This is a genomic window from Klebsiella sp. BDA134-6 (assembly GCF_015601345.1).
In the GTDB taxonomy this organism is placed as follows: domain Bacteria; phylum Pseudomonadota; class Gammaproteobacteria; order Enterobacterales; family Enterobacteriaceae; genus Klebsiella; species Klebsiella grimontii.
Genome location: NZ_CP064784.1, coordinates 1,326,977 through 1,345,796, shown reverse-complemented (window position 1 = coordinate 1,345,796; position 18,820 = coordinate 1,326,977). Strand labels below are relative to the sequence as shown.

Here is an 18,820-nt window from a genome sequence, read left to right as displayed (position 1 = left end):
ATGAGCGGGCAGATGAACGTGGATGTTCTGGTCGTCGGCTCCGGCGCTGCGGGGCTCTCTGCCGCCGTCACCGCCGCGCTCGGCGGCGCCAGCGTGCTTGTTGCAGAGAAAGAGTCGGTCATTGGCGGCACCAGCGCCTGGTCCGGCGGCTGGCTGTGGATCCCGCGTAATCCGCTGGCGCGTGAGGAGGGTATTGAAGAAGAACCCGACGCGCCGCTCGCTTATTTACGCCATGAAATGGACGGTGAGCCTGCCGATGCGCGTCTGCTCGCTTACTTACAGTACGGACCGGAGATGATCGACTTTTTCCGCCGCCGCACCGCCGTGCAGTTTCTCTCCGGCAGCAAAATGCCTGATTTTCACGCTTCGCCAGGCGCTGCGCTGGGCGGCCGCTCAGTCACGGCACAGCCTTTTGACGGGCGGTTGCTGGGCGACTGGCTACATCGCCTGCGGCCTCCGCTGGAGACCATCAGCCTCGCGGGGATGGGCATTGCCGGCGGTACGGATATGGCGCACTTTTTTAACGCCACCCGCTCAGCGCGCTCGGCGCTGTACGCCACCCGCCGCCTGCTGCGTCACGGCTGGCAGCGGCTGCGCGCCGGCCGCGGACAGCATCTGGTTAACGGCAACGCGCTGGTCGCCCGCCTCCTGCGTTCGGCGCTGGATGCGGGTGTGAATTTTCAGCTTAACGCGCCGGTAGAACGTCTGCTCACCGACAACAATGGCGTTACGGGCGCGATAGTACGTAGCGACAGCGGCGCGCTGGAGGTTCGCGCCGGTGCGGTGATCCTCGCCTGCGGAGGCTTTCCCCACGACAGGCAGCGTCTGGCCGAACAGGTGCCGCACGCCGCCAGCGGCTACGGCCACTTTTCCGCCGCGCCTCCGGGGAATCAGGGGGATGGCATTCGGCTCGGCGAAACGGTCGGCGGCCAGTTTGATCATTCGCTCAGGCACGCCATGGCCTGGGCGCCAGTGTCGCGTGTTACCCTCGCCAGCGGAGTGCAGCTCCCCTTTCCGCATCTGATTGAGCGCGCGAAACCCGGCTTTATTGCCGTGTTGCCCAACGGCAAACGCTTCACCAATGAGGCCGACTCTTATCATGATTTTATTGCCGCGCTGCTGGAGGCGACGCCGCCGGGCGACACGCCGCAGGCGTGGTTGATTGCCGACAGCCGGGCGCTGCGGCGCTACGGATTGGGCCATGCTCGCCCCTTCCCGTTTACCCCAGAGGCCTGGTGCAGGACCGGATATCTGCAGACGGGCGAAACGCCGGAAGCGCTGGCAAAAGCCTGTGCCATGAATCCGCAACAGCTAACGGAAACGATCGCCCGGTTTAACGACTTTGTAGACCAGGGCGAGGATAAGGATTTTCAGCGCGGCGCATCGGCATACAACCGCACGCAGGGCGATGCCAGTCGCTCTTCGCACCCAACGCTTGGGAAGCTCAGCCATGCGCCTTTTTATGCGGTACGCATTTTGCCCGGCTCGCTGGGCTCCTTCAGCGGATTAATCACCGATGAAAATGCGCGGGTTCTCAACGCGCAGCAGCAGCCGATTCAGGGGCTTTTCGCCGTCGGCAACGACATGTCGAGCGTGATGCGGGGATTCTATCCCAGCGGCGGTATCACGCTGGGTCCGGCGATGACCTTTGGTTATTTGGTCGGAAAAAACCTGGCAGAAAATATAAATAAAACAACTCAGTAAAAGCATTCCACCAGGGACGGCAATACGCATAACAACAACCTGCAACTGTACTGGAGTCCTTCATGAACATGCGAACCCTGTCACTCGCCGCGCTTACCCTACTTGATGTCCCACCACCGGAACAGGTGCGCATTGCGGCCCAGGCCGGCTTCACTCACGTTGGCCTGCGCCTGCTTCCCGCAACCCCGTCGGATCCGGATTACGCCATGCTCGGCGATACCCCCGCCGTTCGCGATACCCTGGCGGCGCTGATGGCAACCGGCGTTCGCGTTTCCGACGTTGAGATTGTCCGCCTGACGCCGGATTTTGCCCTGAATACCCGATTGAGGCTGTTCCTTGATACCGCCGCGCGCCTTGGCGCGAAGCAGGTTTTAGTCGCCGGCAACGATGATAACCGGGCCCGCAGTGCGGAAAATCTCGCCCAACTGGCCGAAGCCGGCCAGGAGTATGGTTTAACCATGAACCTGGAGCCTATGCCATGGACCCACCTGCGCACCATCGCCGAAGTCCAGGCGCTGATCGCCGTCAGTGGCCGCAGCGATATCGGTATTTTAATTGATGCCATTCACTTCTGGCGGGCAGGCGAATCCCTTTCGACCCTCGCCACGCTCCCGCAAAATTGCCTCAACTATATGCAGCTTTGCGATGCCTTAGCGCAATCCCCCGCTAACGAGCAAGAGTTGATTTACCAGGCGCGCGCCGCGCGCCAGGTGCCCGGTGAAGGCGGACTCGACCTGCACGGTCTGATGGCAGCGCTTCCGGCCACGCTACCGGTATCCATCGAGGTTCCGCTAAGCGGCGCTCGGGGGGCGCTGCCGGCGCTCGCTCGCGCTCAGCTGCTGTTTAACGCCGCGCAGTCCTACCTGCGCCCTTGCGCATAAGGAGAGTCCCATGACACAGACTCAACGCCTGGACGTCAGGGAGTTAATCAACGCCAATCCGCTCAGCCGCTTTCAGAAGCTGGTGGTGTTCTTAGGCTTCTGCGTTATCGCGCTGGACGGCTTTGATATCGCCATCATGGGATTTATCGCCCCAACGCTGAAGCAGGAATGGGGAGTAAGCAACCACGAGCTCGGTTTTGTCATCAGCGCCGCGCTGATAGGCCTGGCGCTGGGCGCTATTTTCTCCGGCCCCCTCGCCGACTGGCTGGGACGGAAGAAAATTATCATCAATAGCGTCTTCTTCTTCGGCTTTTGGACCATCGCCACCGCCCTTTCACAAAATATTGAGCAGATGATGGTCTTTCGTTTTCTGACCGGGCTGGGGTTAGGCGCCGCCATGCCGAATATCGGCACCCTGGTGTCAGAGTATGCGCCGGAGCGTCAACGCTCGTTCCTGATTACGATTATTTTTTGCGGCTTCACCTTTGGCGCGGCAGCGGGCGGTTTCTCTGCATCCTGGCTGATCCCGCAGTTTGGCTGGCACTCGCTGATGCTGCTTGGCGGGATCCTCCCGCTGCTGTTCGCTCCGGTCCTGATCTGGCTGTTACCGGAATCGGTGCGTTTTTTGGTGGTTAAGCGCGCGCCTGCTGAACGTATTCGGCGGATTATGCAGCGCCTCTATCCGGGACAAATTCCCGATGAGGCAGAGTTCAGCTTACCGGCCCAGCCCGTCCAGGCAAATGCCATGCGCATCGTTCTCTCCCACCAGTATCGCTTCGGTTCGATGATGCTCTGGCTGGTTTACTTTATGGGGCTTTTTTTGGTCTATCTCCTCGGTAGCTGGCTACCGACGCTGGTAAAAGAAGTCGGCTTAACGGTCGGCCAGGCGGCGGTGATGACCGCAATGTACCAGGCGGGCGGAACCATCGGCTCGCTGTTTGCAGGCTGGCTGATGGACCGGATCAACCCCCATCGGGCTCTCGGACTGATTTACGCGGTTGGCGGCCTGTTTACGATGGCAATGGGCTATGCCGCGGCAAGCTTTGCGCTCATCTGCCTGCTGGCATTTATCAGCGGAGCCTGCTTAAACGGCGCCAATACCGGCATGAACGCGCTCTCCGCCCGCTACTATCCTACCGAAGCGCGGGCTACCGGCTCCAGCTGGATGCACGGTGTTGGCCGCATGGGCGCGATCCTGAGCGCCTTTGCCGGAGCGGAAATGCTGGCGCTGAATATCAGCTTCGAAAGCGTTTTCCTGATCCTTGGCATTCCCGCCGCGATTACCGTCGTCGGGCTGGCGGCCAAAGGTATTTTCGCGGCTGGTCCGACGGCAAAAGCCACCGCTTCAACCACGCCCGTCAGAAGTACATTTTAAACGGTGATGCTAAGGCAGGCGTGTTTCAAAAACACGCCTGCCAAAAAAGAAAAATTAATTTCATTTAAATGAATAATGAAAAATGAAAATACCGTGCAGTATCGATTCACTTCACAAAACCACAGCGCAAAATCATTAAACCCATACAATAAACAAATCAAATATCGTTCAGAAAAACACTTAATAACCTTATCAATCAGAATGACTTGATAGCTGTAGCCAAAAAATTTACGGCTCAATTTTTACGGTTTTTCGATCCGCCTCGCATATACAGAAATTAAATTCCAAACAAACATTGAAATGAAATAAATATTTCCTTATGTTCTGGCTGATATTCAGGATAAGGTCGTGCCGGTGGAACTGGCGCAGAGGTCCTGACTTGTCCTTCCAGACAAAGGAATTGACCATGAGTGAACAGCAGATTCTTCTCTCTCCCGCGGCAGCACGCGGCGATAAGCTAAGCTGGGCTACCCGAATCGCTTACGGCGGCGGTGATACCGCCTGTAACGTCGTTTTCGGCATGATCGGCACAGTTTTAACCCTCTTTTATACCGACTATGTCGGCATCAGCATCGCCACCGTTGGCCTGGTGATGCTGATCTCACGTCTGTTTGATGGCGTTTCCGATGTCATCATGGGCCTGATGGTGGAACGCACGAACTCTCGCTGGGGTAAATCACGCCCCTGGCTGCTGTGGATGAGCGTGCCCTACGCCGTATCGGCAATTTTACTGTTCACCGTCCCGCAGACCACTGGCACACTGCAGTTTCTCTATCTGCTGGTCGCCTATAACTTCTGCACCACCGTGTGCTATACCGCCATCAACCTCCCCTATGGCAGCCTCTCCGCGATGATGACCCGCGCCTCCTGGGAAAGGGATATGCTCAGCATCACCCGAATGTCGATGTCGCCTTTTGGTCGTATTCTCGCCGTTGCCTGCACATTGCCGCTGGTGAAGTACTTTGGCGACGATCAGGCGGCGTGGATCAAAACCATGTCTATTTGGGCTTTTCTGGCGCTGCTGTTGCTGCTGTTTTGCTTTTATAAATGCGAAGAGAAGGTCGTCATCAAAGCGCGAGAGAAACAGGGAAACGTACCGGTAAAAACCCAGCTTTCCGCGCTTTTTCGTAACCAGTACTTCTGGGCCAGCGCAATCCTGTGGACCGCACAAAGCGTGTACTACACCGTGGTAGGGATCGCCCTGCCTTACTACTGCCGCTACGTGCTCGGCGATGATACCTTCTATAGCTCCATTTTCGTTGCCGAAACCGCGTGCATTATTATTTTCACCTTCCTGAGCTCAGTGCCTATCCGTAAATACGGTAAACGCAACGTTGCCCTCTGCGGCATTGTGCTGGCGACCATCGGCCAGGTGCTGTTTATGTTTAACTCTGATGATTACCACTGGGCGCTGGCAAACGCGATTATTCGCGGTATTGGCTTCGCCCCGCTGAATGCCGTGCTGTTCGGCTTCTGCGGCGATGCCGTCGAATTCGGCCAGTGGAAAACGCGCGTCAGACAGGAAGGGATGATCTTCTCCGCCGGTTCCGTAGGGACGAAACTCGGTGCAGGTATTGCCGCCGCGGTTATCTCCGGCCTGCTGAGCATGGCGGGTTACGTCAGCTCCAGCAGCGGATCCGGCGTTCAGCCGCAAAGCGCTATCGACATGATTAACCACGTCTATCTCTACGGTTCTTTCTTCCTGTGGATAGTCGTCATTATCACCCTGCTGTTTTACCGCCTGGATAAGCAATACCCGCAGATCATGCATGACCTGAAAGAACGCGAAGCGCGTGGCGAGATGTAAAACCTTAGAACCAGGCCCGCGCTCGGCGAGCGCGGGAATACAGAAGAACATCTGAAATCCGTAGTATCTCTATCATTGAGGAGTGCACCATCATGTTAAACGGCATGAAACCCTTATCCCGCTCCCTGCGCTGGGGCATGGTCGGCGGCGGCGGAACCAGCCAGATTGGCTACAGCCACCGCTGTGCGGCGCTTCGCGACAACGTCTTTACTCTGCTCGCTGGCGCGCTTGATATCGATGCCGAGCGCGGCCGTCAATTCGGCGAGCAGCTCGGCATCGCTCCTGAACGCTGCTATGCCAATTATCAAACGCTGTTCGCGGAGGAGGCCAAACGCCCTGACGGCATTGAAGCCGTATCGGTGACTACGCCGAACAATACTCACTTCGCTATCACTAAAGCGGCGCTTGAAGCCGGACTGCACGTTATTTGCGAAAAACCGCTGTGCTTCACCGCCGATGAAGCGCGCGAGCTGCTGGCGCTGAGCAAAAAGCAGAATAAAATTATCGGCGTCACATACGGTTATGCCGGGCACCAGATGATTCAGCAGGCGCGACAGATGATAGCGGAAGGGATGCTCGGCGAGATCCGCATTATTAATATGCAGTTCGCCCACGGTTTTCATAATGAAGCCGTTGAGCTGCAGGCTGAATCCACCCGCTGGCGGGTCACGCCAAAATATGCCGGCCCTAGCTATGTGCTGGGGGATCTGGCGACCCACCCGCTATTTATTGCCGAGACGATGGTGCCGAATCTGAGCATCACCCGCCTGATGTGTGCGCGTCAAAGCTTCGTCAAATCCCGCGCGCCGCTGGAAGATAACGCCTTTGTGCTGATGGAATATAACAACGGCGCCGTTGGTTCACTGTGGACCAGCGCGGTCAACAGCGGCGCAATGCACTCGCAAAAAGTCCGCGTCATTGGCGAAAAAGCCAGCATCGAATGGTGGGATGAGCGTCCAAATCAGCTCAGCTATGAGGTACAGGGCGAACCGGCCCGCGTCCTCGAGCGTGGGATGCCCTATCTCAGCCAGCAGGCGCTGGCGGACGACCGCATTGGCGGCGGTCACCCTGAAGGGCTGTTCGAGGCGTGGGCCAACCTCTATCGCCGCTACGCCATCGCCATCGACGCCATGGATCGCGGGGACCGGGCGTTCCTCGAGACCTTCTGGTATCCGGACGTCGAAGCCGGCCTGCACGGCGTTTACTGGGTTGAGCAGTGTGTCAAATCCGCCGACGCGGGCGGCCAGTGGGTTGACTTTAACTGCCATTAATCTCTGCACACCAGTGGAGGCTCCTCCACTGGTTTTTTTCTGCCTACCGTACTCACCTCATCATGCAACACAGTCGTAATATCTGTTAAACAAACATTTATTTACGCTTCTGTTTCCCCCCACTACACTAGGCGCAGTTTTTATATTGAGGTGGTAATGAACGATAATAAAATGACGCCAGGCGAACTGCGCGCGACCTGGGGTTTGGGGACCGTATTCTCTTTGCGCATGCTCGGCATGTTTATGGTTCTGCCGGTTCTGACCACTTACGGCATGGCGTTACAGGGCGCAAGTGAGGCCCTTATCGGCCTGGCAATCGGCATTTACGGGCTGGCCCAGGCGATATTCCAGATTCCTTTCGGACTGCTTTCCGACCGCATTGGGCGTAAACCGCTGATCGTCGGCGGCCTGTTAATCTTCGTCATCGGCAGCGTTATCGCGGCGCTTTCCGACTCTATCTGGGGCATTATTCTTGGCCGCGCTCTGCAGGGTTCCGGGGCGATTGCCGCCGCGGTCATGGCGCTGCTTTCCGATTTAACCCGCGAGCAGAACCGCACTAAAGCCATGGCGTTTATCGGCGTCAGCTTTGGCATCACCTTTGCTATTGCAATGGTTCTCGGGCCTATTGTTACCCACCAGTTGGGCCTGCACGCCCTGTTCTGGATGATCGCCTTCCTGGCGACGCTCGGGATCCTGCTAACGCTGTGGGTAGTGCCAAACAGCCAGAATCACGTGCTGAACCGCGAGTCTGGCATGGTGAAGGGCTGCTTCAGCAAAGTCCTTGCTGAGCCAAAACTACTGAAGCTCAATTTCGGTATTATGTGCCTGCATATCATGCTGATGTCGACTTTTGTCGCCCTGCCGGGACAACTGGAAGCCGCCGGTTTCCCCGCCGCCGAGCACTGGAAAATCTATCTGGTCACCATGTTGGTCTCATTTGTGGCGGTGGTACCATTTATTATCTACGCCGAAGTGAAGCGCAAAATGAAACGCGTCTTCCTGTTGTGCGTCGCCATCCTGCTGATTGCTGAAATCGTACTTTGGGGCGCCGGAGGCTATTTCTGGGAACTGGTTGCCGGCGTTCAGCTATTTTTTCTCGCGTTTAACCTGCTGGAAGCGCTGCTGCCGTCGTTAATCAGCAAAGAATCACCGGCCGGCTATAAAGGCACTGCGATGGGAATTTATTCTACCAGTCAGTTCCTCGGCGTGGCCATCGGCGGAGCGCTCGGCGGCTGGGTGGATGGCTTTTTTGATTCGCAAACCGTCTTCCTGCTCGGCGCCCTGCTGGCGATGCTGTGGCTGCTGGTGGCCAGCACCATGAGCGAGCCGCCGTACGTTAGCAGTCTGCGTGTCGAGATCCCTGCCGATGTGATGGCGGATGAAATGCTACAGCAACGTCTACAGGCTCAAGCAGGAGTTAAAGAGGTACTTGTAGTTAGCAACGAACGTTCGGTGTATATCAAAATCGACAGTAAGATTACTAACCGCTTTGAGATTGAGCAGGTGATTAAACAAGGAGCAGTTCAGACCGCTCCCATATAAGGTGGTTAAGCAGTCAGGGACATGATACGTCACTTATGTGATTGTCCCTGTTGCGTACTGGCAAAAGCTTGCGTTACGGTCTCCCCTCCCAATTATCTTCGCTGCTTTAAGCGTTGGTTATGAGTTATCCTTCTCATCGCCTTAAAGCTAGCGCTACGCTTCAAATTATCACTTCAACCCACTATGAATCCTCGACAAACAAGCAGAAAGCGGCATGAGAAGCATCGTAATAAACGCACCGGGAGGATACCAGCTCCGCAAAGTCCCCTGGAATTATAACCATTAAGTTGCCCTGGCCAGGAGATAACCTTCAAAAGTAGTTTTATTAGCATTGGAAATGATAAGCATGTGCTGACTGCGGGAGTATCTATGTTAGAACGAAGAAAACTATGTTCAACTATAGATAGCTTATTCTAATGGATAGCAGAATACAGCCATTCACAAACGACAACATAGCATCACTTTGTGAATTCACAACTTCCGCAAAATAAATTTTAATATTCACAATAAAAAAAGGGACATAGTCACCACTTTCAGTAAAAGTGATAAAAGATTGATAGTGAATTAATAGCCATAAAACATAAAGCTAATCAATTATAAAAACTCAATTATTTAGTATTTTGATTGGAAGCGCAAATTTATCATCACGCTAACGATTCATAATGAATTACCGATTCATTTGAATATTCACTATTATCGCAACAGGTCTCTGGTTAATATTTACGAGGGTTTACTCTGCATGCCCGCAACTAAGTAATTGTAAATAGTCATATCACAGGAATAAAAAATGAAAGAATTAACACAATATGAAATGGAAAATATCTCGGGTGCTGGCCTCTTTGACCTGCCTTGTGCACTAGTTGATTTCACTATTCAATCAGCATTTGGTCTGATTAAAGTCGGTATTGATGGCTCCCTGACCGTTGCCAAAACGGCGGTGGAAACCTCTCTGGATATATTCAGCAACTTACTAAGCGGCTCCCCATCCAGTATTGGGAGCATTCTGGGAGATCACTTCAATTCAATGATGTATGAAAAATCAGGTATCTGGTCAAACTTCGCCTATGATGCAGCGACGGGCTGGGGCGACGTGGTCTATTCTTTACAGAAATAAAAAACAAGCCAGTCAGGAAACTGACTGGCTTTATCCATTCAACAACACGTCTGTTCCGATTAATACTCAAATATGTAGTTCCATATAATCCGAGCCCTCTCATTCAAGACTGTAATGTGCAGTGCTATCGTGCATATCTCCTCAGTAACTCTGGTTACATTTTAACGTTGAATTCGATCACAACGAAAATACATATCACATGCGATGATATAATCATTATGCCAATGCCAGTAAGCATGAAAGTAGAAATAAAAAAACGAAGGCAGAGAGCTGGATAAAAAATAAATTACAAAACAAATCTTAAAACCAGAAAATGCCAAAATCACATTGAGCGAAATTATCCAAAAAAATTGAATGATTAAAACCAAGAATAATCTAAGCCATATTGCTTTATTATAGAGCCATGGCCAGGGTATTGACTTTGATAGATGGAAATCAAATTCCCGCAGGAACAATCTTCCGAGAAAAATGTAGCGTTTCGACGGGCGTATGAAGATCATGTCTAAGAATAAAACAATAACACAAAGAATAAACATCGCTATTATTAGTCTAGCTGAAAAAAAACCATCGGCCAAAGAAAAATCATCCTGATTTGCCAAAGGGCTTACTATCAAGCTATTCATTAAAAAGGTGATAAAAAGATTGAAACAGACGTAATGATGAAGATTCCTCCAGACTACCTTTTGAACAGTTAACTCCTTCATTCGCTTCACATAGCTATAACGTGCAAAATTAAATGCCAGGTAAATAGTAAATGGGGTAATAAATGCAATACAAAGTAGTGCATGAACAGATGACATAAACGACAGACAGCCCGTAATGAGAAGATAAAACATCACAAAGCATGCGAAGGTGACGACCGCCGGATGCCACAAAAAGGCCTCATGCGATGATATGGTTTTTCCCTGGAAGCAAGAAAAATCAATATGTTGCATGACACATTTATATCCCCAGTAATTTTTCAGCTCGTAAATAAAAGAAAATACAATTAATGCCAGGATGATGCTCAGGCTCAATATATTACTCAGCAGTAAGATATAACCATTGTTCTTCCAGAAAAGAAAAAGTAAAAAAACAGTTAAAAGGTAAAGATAAATAATCACTCGCTTATCCTGATAACGAGTAAATTTTGAATAGTCCGGGATCATAGCATCTCCATTACAAGCCAATCAGTTTTCTACAATGCACGATATTGTCTGGCGTTAAACGCCGGAAGTCATAAAGTAGTTGTCCTAAATAGGCTTTATTGCTGAACTCCAGAAAGGTTACCGGCTGAGAATTATTTAATTGAGCCGTAATAGAATTTGTCCATTGCACTGTATGAGTCAGATGTAAAGCCAGATTTTCTTTGATCTGTTCGGGAAGAAATTCTGCTTGTCCGGTAACATTCATCAGCACGCTGTGCTTAGGTGAACGAATATCGATTTTTTGCAAAAAATCTCGCATCAACTGCACACCATCGGTCATTAAACATGTATGCCATGCTCCGCTAACCCCCAACTTAACCACCTCCAAACCGGCACCGTTCAGAATATGTGATATGCGCCCCAGGTCAGCGGTTGCGCCGCCGATAACCTGCTGACGACAGCTATTATCGCAACTCACTTCCACAGGTATCCCAGATGCAGAAATCATATTAGTTAAGGTTTTAAAATCCGCCCCCTTAACCGCTAGCATAGTTCCTTTATGAATTTTACTTAAATCATTCATAATGTTTGAACGGGTTTGTATCATCTTAAAAAGTGCCTCCAGGCTAAATGCACCCGCAGCGAAAAGCGCACTGTATTCGCCAACGCTATGCCCACAAGAACCCACGATTGACAAATTGGTCATTTTTTCAAGACAGAGACAATGGAGCGTCACGTTAATAGCCGTAACGGCAACTTGCTGAGCTGTTGTCTGGACCAGGCGATTCATCGGCCCGCGCTCACATAGACGACGAATATCCATTTGGGTAATGTCGCTAGCGCAATCCCAAATATTCTTTGTCACTGCATTCAGATCCCATAAATCAGCCCCCATTCCAATAACAGGATTACCTTGGCCTGCAAAGATAAGAGCGACAGGACGTGTTGATAGCTGTGATACCATAAAATATCCTTATAGGTAGTATTTAAAACCGACATAAATGCTTAAGGTTTCACCAAAAAGAGCAAACTCTGATTCAGAACTTCCCAATGAGCTGTATGCACCGGAATATAACTCAAGCGGCGCCCACTTACCTTGCAAGGGTTTAATAAAATGGGCGCCAAACAATACACTTCCATCCGTTATATTTATCATTGTATAGGGTTGCAAAGTAGACTGGTCATTATTATGCAGACTAAAATAGGTATTAAAATAATGTTTGGATAACAGCATGCCTCTATTTGAAGTATTACTAATTTCTGAGGCCATAAGATACTTATAATTATCAAACGCCCGATCTAAAAAATCGTAGCCAGTCCTGTACCCCATCAAGCGAATGAAATCAATTTGATCCTGCCAGGCCTTTTTCGAATATCCCTCACTCTGAAAATAGTACTCTAAACCGAATACGCTAAAGCTATTTGTCGTATACTGCCCACCAAGCGCAAACTCAACGCCTTGTTTATCCTCCGCAGAATAGAGTGAGGATGGAAAAACACCAGCCAGTACAGCCTCTTTTTTATCGGTTGAGAAGTGGCGCCACTGCTGGCCTTTATGCCAGGAAAACTCTGCATTAATTAAAAACTGTGATGTATAATTATATATTTCTGATAATGAAAATGCCGAATTATCACCTAATAATAGATTAGCGGACAGCCGATGGTTAGCCAGGCGGTAATCATTATAGCTTAATAGGTAGCGCTCTTCGCTATTTGAGCGCTGTGCTGCAGACCAATTACCTGATGATTCATAGTACTTATCGATACTGCTGAATCGGGGAGCTACTGTAAGTAAAAAATTATACTCCTGGTACTCTTTGGATAATGTGGCACCCCAAAAAGATTCGCTATAAGCTGATTCCATTGCTGGCCCATAAATCCGAGTGGCTTTAAAGCCGGAATAATAATTTGTCAGCAGTGTAGCAGGGGATTTTAAGAAAAACGCCCCCTTCGAAGGTCGCAGCTTCCCACCTTCAAGTCGTGTTGTATCAGATAAAGCATAGGTAAAACGCAGTTGATCTATCAATATTCTTGCATGATTTTTATCTTTTTCAAAAGCTCCTGGGCTGCGAATCGCATAATAACCTAAGGAAGAAAATGAAAAATCCATATTGAGGTTATTATCTATTAGTTCGCACTGGCCTTTTATACCTAACGCAACATCATTATAAACGTTGTTGGTTGTGTACGGATTGCGACCATCAATTTTCCAAATTGACGGCTCTTTATTTACATATGAAATCTGCTCTGTCAAAGTAATATCCATATTATCTTTCAACTCACTCCCGGACAGGCAATGTCCATGAACCCAGGTAGAAACAAAAGTAAAAAAAGGAATAAGGACCGGGAGAGATATTTTCATTGCCCCCCCCTTAACATCGCCTCTTTCGTGAAGAAATACTCAGGTAATGTTTCAAGTCTGACGTTACTATATTTCATCACTGAATAGCCTTTAGCATATCTAGTACTCTGTACAACAATTTCAGATGGTCGATATTTCCCTAAAATCTGCTGATAATTCCTATATAAGACTTTTTTGAGCAATTGGTTGTCAAGGGAGTAATAAGATGCTTGATAGGGCCTGAAATCCTCTCCTTTTTCGACCAGATATATCACCTTTGGATAAGTTACCTTATCCGATTTACGCTTCAGTGATAGTCTGTAACAGACTTTCTGTCCGCAAGATTCAGTGCCTTCGATTATAGAATCGTAGGCGTACTCAAAATTAGTTACGATAACGTCTGCATTTGAAATTTGGCCACTCAGTCTTTGTGCCGGTGAAATAGGTATAGGTTTTCGCAGATCAGGTGTATAAAACCAGAGTTCGTACCAATCAGAGAGCATAATCTTCCCTTTATCCCGTGGAGGATAAACAAATCGAACTAAAGAACGTGCATCTGCCCGCGAGCCATTTTCAGGTTTCATAAAACGCATTGACACATCGAGAATTTGTTTACTCTCCGGTTGTTCGCCACCCTCTTTATATTCAAGAACCGTTACCATATAGCGGAAAGGTACATTAGGCGAACGAATATCATCGGCCAAACGTATAATATCCGTGGCCTGTAGCGCCAGAGTCTCGGCTATTGAATAGGACGAAGAGAAAAAAGCAATAAAAATAAACAAGCGCCATTTCAGGTGTTTCATATTCATCCCTCAGGAATATTTAAACGCAGCAGAAATATTGAGCCGTGATGCACGATACGAAGGAAGAATAGACGCAAGAGCTGATGTTAAAATCGGTAAAACCAGCGTAGTCCAGAAAAGCTCGACATTATCGATCTTAATAAATGCGGTATAACCTACCGATTGGCCGGGGGATGGCGACATAGCAATCCCATAAACATTGATCATCGCAGCCAAACAATATCCCACCACAAGACTCCCTATGGCACCAAACACGCCGATAAAAATGCCTTCCAGCCAAAATAATAATGTCACATGGGAGGCCTCCAGACCAATAGCTCTCAGGGTGGCTATTTCACGCGTTCTCTCAGCGATATTCATCGTTATTGAATTACCAATCATAAATACGACAATCAGCGCCACAATAAGTTTGATAAAAAAATATATACCTGAGAGCATTCCCTCAACCTGTTGATAAAAAATAGATGTTTCTTTCCAGTCCTTTGCAACCAGCGGCAAATTATTGTCAGTAATATATTTTTTTAGTTTGACCATAAATGCATCAACGTTATTATTATTCAGTAATATAAGCACTTTACTCACACCATCTGTGCCCATAATCCTTTGTGCTGTATCTAGCGGAACTTTCAATGCTACATCATCATAATCTTTAATACCGGATTCAAATATCCCACGCAATTTTAACGATAAAGCTCCCTGGCCACCTGACGTGTTAACCACCATAACATCAAGCCAGTCACCATAACCAGCGGCAAGCGTTTTTGCCAGCCCACTACCTATTGTTGTTTCATTACGTTTTACGCGAGATAAATCACTACCCAATATTATTTTATCAAAGGCGCCTAATTTCAGGGCAGGTAAAGGCTCAACCCCCTGAGCAGAAAAATAGCTTGAGGTTTCATTTTCATATTGAGAAATAATTCCTGTAAACTCAAGCTGCCCCGAAAGAGTCGATATATCACCAGCAAGCGAAGAGTTATTCATCATATCATGCTTTAGATCAGCATAATTATTGATAAGGTATTTACTCTTATTTGCAGTATCAAAATACCCCTTATTATACACTTGTACATGACCAATATTTGTTCGGATTATTTGCTGCTGGAGAATCCAGAAAGAATAACTAATGAAACCGCCATATAAAAAAATGGCCACACCGCCAAGAATTATCGCACACGTCGTCGACAAAGATCTTCTGCGATGCCTTAATAAATTCAAAAAAGAAAACCTGGCATCACGAAAGCGGAAAATGACACAATAGATGAGAAATAAAAAAATTATAATCACAAAACCATTTACGAAAACCATATCCATTGACATTATTTGACCCTCGCTAAGGGATTAATAATTTGCGTAACTTCGTCAAGATCCCAACTAGATGAACCGTTATAATACATATCAATTTTTTTATTTGGGTTATGCGCCTGTAACATTGATAATAATTGGCTTGCCTGTTGATATAGTTTACAGTTATAAAGTGCTCTGTAACGCATATCATTGACGTTATCTCGAATTCTACTACTTAATTTTTGTTTTAATAGTATGTCGCTGTCCTCGAGAGTAATGACGCAACGTCCCAAATCTGCAGGTAGGTACGCATCGACCTTAGCACGCAGATATCTGATAAGTGGTTGGTTTTGATTTAAATCCACAGCTTCATCGAGATAAAAGAAACCTGTTTTTGCGTACTCAGAAGCCTTAATAATATCATTAGTACCCACAAAATAATTTGCTTGTCTCAACATCCCGTAGGCGTAAAAAACCAGCGAAGCAATGTTCCCTGTCTCTTTGAACTCATCGGATAAAGATTGGGTTGTTTTTGCTAACACCTCAGGCTGAGTTGGAAACCCATTATGGAGTATGCTTTCTACTACAGGCGCATAAGAGGCGGCAGCAGTGGCGGATACTACAATCATAGACAGGCTCAAGCATAGTAACCTGAATAAATTATTTATATGAATCATAAGCTAATTCTCCATCACGGATTTCCACCACTCGTCGCGCGCGCTCAGTTAGCTGAGTAGAATGGGTCGAGATGATAAAAGTGGTGCCTGTTTGATGATTGATATTTAGTAGAAGATCCAGAATTGCGTCTCCCGTCGCCTGGTCAAGATTTCCCGTAGGTTCATCTGCAACGACAATCTGAGGTTCATGTGCAAGTGCTCTTGCTATGGCGACACGCTGTTGTTGTCCGCCAGATAGCTGCCCCGGTTTCCGATGTCTCAGATCGGATAATCCCACGCTATTCAGAAAATGGAGGGTTCGCTCCTTTGCCGTTCTGGCATCAAAATGGCCATTTAGTATCAATGGATAAAAAACATTATCAAATACATTAAGTACTGGAATTAAATTAAAGAACTGGAAAATAAATCCCAGATGTTTACTACGAATTGCTGCCAGATTTCTCTCTGACAACGCATTCATATTTTTATTGAGAAAAATAACATGCCCCGCTGAGGGGTTATCAATTCCGGACAATATATTTAGCAATGTACTTTTGCCGCTTCCAGAAGGCCCACATAAAGCCATAAATTCTCCAGCAGCTATATCAATGTTAATATTTTTAAGCGCGACAACCTCATTCTCATCCATTCCGTAATTTTTATAAACACCACACAATGAAATATCTGGCAATTCTTTAATATTAGTTCTCATTGTTGCCTCACGGTTAATACCAGGTATCAAAATAACTAACGCCGTTATTACAGTCAGGTAAGATTGTTCTCATGCGACCGCCATTAAATGCGTGCTGAAAAATATAACACCAGCTTAAAGCTGGTGTTATACAGCCACTGAAACCATATTTCTTCTCAAGATCAAGTAATTTTACAGAATTGTTAAAAAACGGCGTTATTGAACAGTCTTCACCAGAAAATGCGATCAAATCAATATCTGATTCATGATATTTATCATACCGAGAAAAGTCTGTACTCAAATAGGGTCCACAGTTTATTTTTAGGTCACCGGTAGTCTGGCTAAAAATAAAACATCCTACGCGTTCAATGGATAAATTCATACCAGGGATGTTTCGCGATTTTTTCGTTTTACGCCGGGGGGTGATATTTGCTGCGGTAAAAGCTAACAATGGTATGGAACGATAACCACCACAAATAATGACAAAATCAAAGACATCCCAGTTTAAATAGTCCTGTGCCAGACGCATTGCCTGAATCAGCGCATTTTTTTCCCCGCGGATTTTACAAGTCACATTATCTACAGAAAATTTTTTTACTAAGTTTTTAGGTAGCGTATCAATAGTAGATAAATGCAGCGTACTAATATCATATTCAAAGCTAGCCGCTTCTCCCCATGAGTCAACATAGATGAAGGCGGTTCGTGATTTCATCAATAGCATACGTTCCTTCTGGGATAACGTCTGCATTGCGGCATCGCATACTTTTTCTAACGCCGAGATATACGCCATGTAATTAGTTCTGTTCACTACTTCTTTAACATAGGCATCTGTGCGAGTACCAAATCGCTTAAAAGCCCAGCTATTTGCATCAGTATTTTTCAAGGCCATATTATAGGAATGTGCTTCCCAAACATTAAGCCAACTGGGACTGTATAAAAATAAAGGTGCCTCTGGCTCAATAAGAGACCATGATAATAAATGCATAACATCATCCATTTAGCTAGCTTCCCTGCCGGTATTGGACAGCAATGCTGTGATAATCGATCCATCTACCCCTAAGCCGGTTTTAAGTAAATAGTTTTTGTTATGTTTTATTACCCCCGGCCCGGTAAGAAAGTGGCGTGCTATATCATTAATAATAGGTTCATTAATTACCGGTTTTATTAGCTCATGACAACTAATTGTATAATGACCAATTATTAAATCTACCAATCCAGAACCAGTGGCGGTATAACCTATTTGCCCTTTGTAAGCGAGGACTGGTAGCGTATCCCCCCCTGCCAGAATAGCAATAGCTTTTGCTTCAATGCTGTCACTGAACGCTGTACCATTACCATGAGGGATAAACGCGCACACATCCTCAATTTTAACTTTCGTATCATTCAATAGTTTATTGACTAGTTTTAATATACAAGTACTCTGCCAGTAAACATCGTTACTTCTACTGGCATTAATCTGTTTATAAGTAGTCTTGATACTCACTCCACCAACAAGTTGTCTGGCCTGGCGATGGAGGTCACTTTCAAGTAGCATAACGCTATAACCTTCAGCAAAGATCACCCCTTTACTATTTACACCAAACGGTTGAACGATATCTGTATCCAACATTGATTGAGTTGAGAGAAACCAAATATCTTGGGATTTTATCTGAGATATATTAATAATGAGCGCAAGCTCTATACCACCGCGTTCAATTGCCTGACTTGCCAAATGCACGGCTGTAAGCCCGGAGTTACTGGTGCAATTAATATTAGGTGGTAGATGCCTCAAACAATATTTTTTAGCCAAAAGCGCTGCGATTATGTCCTGAGACATATTTTTGACGCATAAATTTGTTATTGAAGGAGTCAGCGCGAGATCTTCAATGTCATTATAAGTAGTGAAAGAATGATAATCGATAACATCAACTCGAGGCCCTATACCAGTAGTATAGACTCTGATATTATCTTCTCGAAGACAACTCACATCCAGCATTGACTGCTTCAAGGCCTCATCAATAAGGCGATAGAGTAATTCAGGAATACTATCATTGCTATATTCCATCTTTGCAACATTGACATTATTACGAAGCCCACACTTAATAGCTTCATCATTCGACTTGAACCAAGGTGAAGTTTTCACACTCTTTCCCTGTTTCAGATTTGCAATGAGCTGTGAACTATCATCGGCAAATGGTAAATGAACGCTATAGCCTGATATAATAGACTTCCTGTCCAT

16 protein-coding genes are annotated in these 18,820 nt (G+C 47.5%); 7 read left to right on the top strand and 9 right to left on the bottom strand.

Translation table 11 applies throughout. From position 1 onward, the window contains the following. The 7 genes from IYV58_RS06175 (at position 1) to IYV58_RS06145 (ending at position 9,694) form a co-directional block, all read left to right on the top strand. The gene (locus IYV58_RS06175; RefSeq protein WP_112165820.1) at positions 1 to 1,704 is read left to right on the top strand and encodes an FAD-dependent oxidoreductase; all 1,704 of its coding nucleotides are present in this window, start codon (positions 1 to 3) and stop codon (positions 1,702 to 1,704) included. Between the two features lie 62 nt (positions 1,705 to 1,766). After that, positions 1,767 to 2,585: a sugar phosphate isomerase/epimerase family protein gene (locus tag IYV58_RS06170; RefSeq protein WP_049114704.1), complete on the top strand. Its 819-nt coding sequence runs from the start codon at positions 1,767 to 1,769 to the stop codon at positions 2,583 to 2,585. 10 nt (positions 2,586 to 2,595) lie between these two features. Then, complete coding sequence (locus IYV58_RS06165) at positions 2,596 to 3,960, top strand: MFS transporter (protein ID WP_049114703.1); 1,365 nt, start codon at positions 2,596 to 2,598, stop codon at positions 3,958 to 3,960. A 406-nt stretch (positions 3,961 to 4,366) separates the two neighbouring features. After that, complete coding sequence (locus IYV58_RS06160; protein WP_004129763.1) at positions 4,367 to 5,767, top strand: MFS transporter; 1,401 nt, start codon at positions 4,367 to 4,369, stop codon at positions 5,765 to 5,767. A 92-nt stretch (positions 5,768 to 5,859) separates the two neighbouring features. After that, on the top strand, positions 5,860 to 7,038 hold the full coding sequence (locus IYV58_RS06155; RefSeq protein WP_004129761.1) for a Gfo/Idh/MocA family protein: 1,179 nt from the start codon (positions 5,860 to 5,862) through the stop codon (positions 7,036 to 7,038). Positions 7,039 to 7,194: 156 nt separating this feature from the next. Beyond that, positions 7,195 to 8,580 carry an MFS transporter gene (locus IYV58_RS06150; protein WP_087828764.1) on the top strand — a complete coding sequence of 462 codons (1,386 nt, stop codon included), beginning with the start codon at positions 7,195 to 7,197 and terminating at the stop codon, positions 8,578 to 8,580. A 787-nt stretch (positions 8,581 to 9,367) separates the two neighbouring features. Next, a complete protein-coding gene (locus IYV58_RS06145; protein ID WP_004129757.1) occupies positions 9,368 to 9,694 on the top strand; it encodes a hypothetical protein in 327 nt (108 codons plus the stop codon). Positions 9,695 to 9,855: 161 nt separating this feature from the next. Here IYV58_RS06145 and IYV58_RS06140 read toward each other — a convergent pair whose 3' ends face one another. Genes IYV58_RS06140 through IYV58_RS06100 form a run of 9 tightly spaced genes read right to left on the bottom strand, consistent with a single transcriptional unit; the run spans position 9,856 to position 18,820 of the window. After that, on the bottom strand, positions 9,856 to 10,842 hold the full coding sequence (locus tag IYV58_RS06140) for a hypothetical protein (protein ID WP_195729486.1): 987 nt from the start codon (positions 10,840 to 10,842) through the stop codon (positions 9,856 to 9,858). Positions 10,843 to 10,852: 10 nt separating this feature from the next. Further along, positions 10,853 to 11,785, bottom strand: a complete 933-nt coding sequence (locus tag IYV58_RS06135) for an ACP S-malonyltransferase (protein WP_004129753.1) — start codon at positions 11,783 to 11,785, stop codon at positions 10,853 to 10,855. Positions 11,786 to 11,794: 9 nt separating this feature from the next. After that, positions 11,795 to 13,183, bottom strand: coding sequence for a hypothetical protein (locus tag IYV58_RS06130; protein ID WP_195729485.1), 1,389 nt, complete (start codon positions 13,181 to 13,183; stop codon positions 11,795 to 11,797). Next, positions 13,180 to 13,968: an outer membrane lipoprotein-sorting protein gene (locus tag IYV58_RS06125; RefSeq protein ID WP_195729484.1), complete on the bottom strand. Its 789-nt coding sequence runs from the start codon at positions 13,966 to 13,968 to the stop codon at positions 13,180 to 13,182. The genes IYV58_RS06130 and IYV58_RS06125 overlap by 4 nt, the downstream gene beginning before the upstream one ends. Before the next feature lie 9 nt (positions 13,969 to 13,977). Next, positions 13,978 to 15,288: an ABC transporter permease gene (locus IYV58_RS06120; protein ID WP_049114699.1), complete on the bottom strand. Its 1,311-nt coding sequence runs from the start codon at positions 15,286 to 15,288 to the stop codon at positions 13,978 to 13,980. Then, entirely contained in the window at positions 15,288 to 15,884 is a 597-nt protein-coding gene (locus IYV58_RS06115; RefSeq protein ID WP_227676901.1) for a hypothetical protein, read from the bottom strand. Before IYV58_RS06115 ends, IYV58_RS06120 begins: the two co-directional genes overlap by 1 nt. A gap of 31 nt (positions 15,885 to 15,915) precedes the next feature. Next, complete coding sequence (locus tag IYV58_RS06110) at positions 15,916 to 16,623, bottom strand: ABC transporter ATP-binding protein (RefSeq protein WP_004129744.1); 708 nt, start codon at positions 16,621 to 16,623, stop codon at positions 15,916 to 15,918. A gap of 13 nt (positions 16,624 to 16,636) precedes the next feature. Beyond that, positions 16,637 to 17,599 (bottom strand): ATP-binding protein, encoded by a 963-nt coding sequence (locus IYV58_RS06105; RefSeq protein WP_142481225.1) that lies wholly within the window; start codon positions 17,597 to 17,599, stop codon positions 16,637 to 16,639. Continuing rightward, positions 17,600 to 18,820 (bottom strand): beta-ketoacyl synthase N-terminal-like domain-containing protein, encoded by a 1,221-nt coding sequence (locus IYV58_RS06100; protein ID WP_049114697.1) that lies wholly within the window; start codon positions 18,818 to 18,820, stop codon positions 17,600 to 17,602.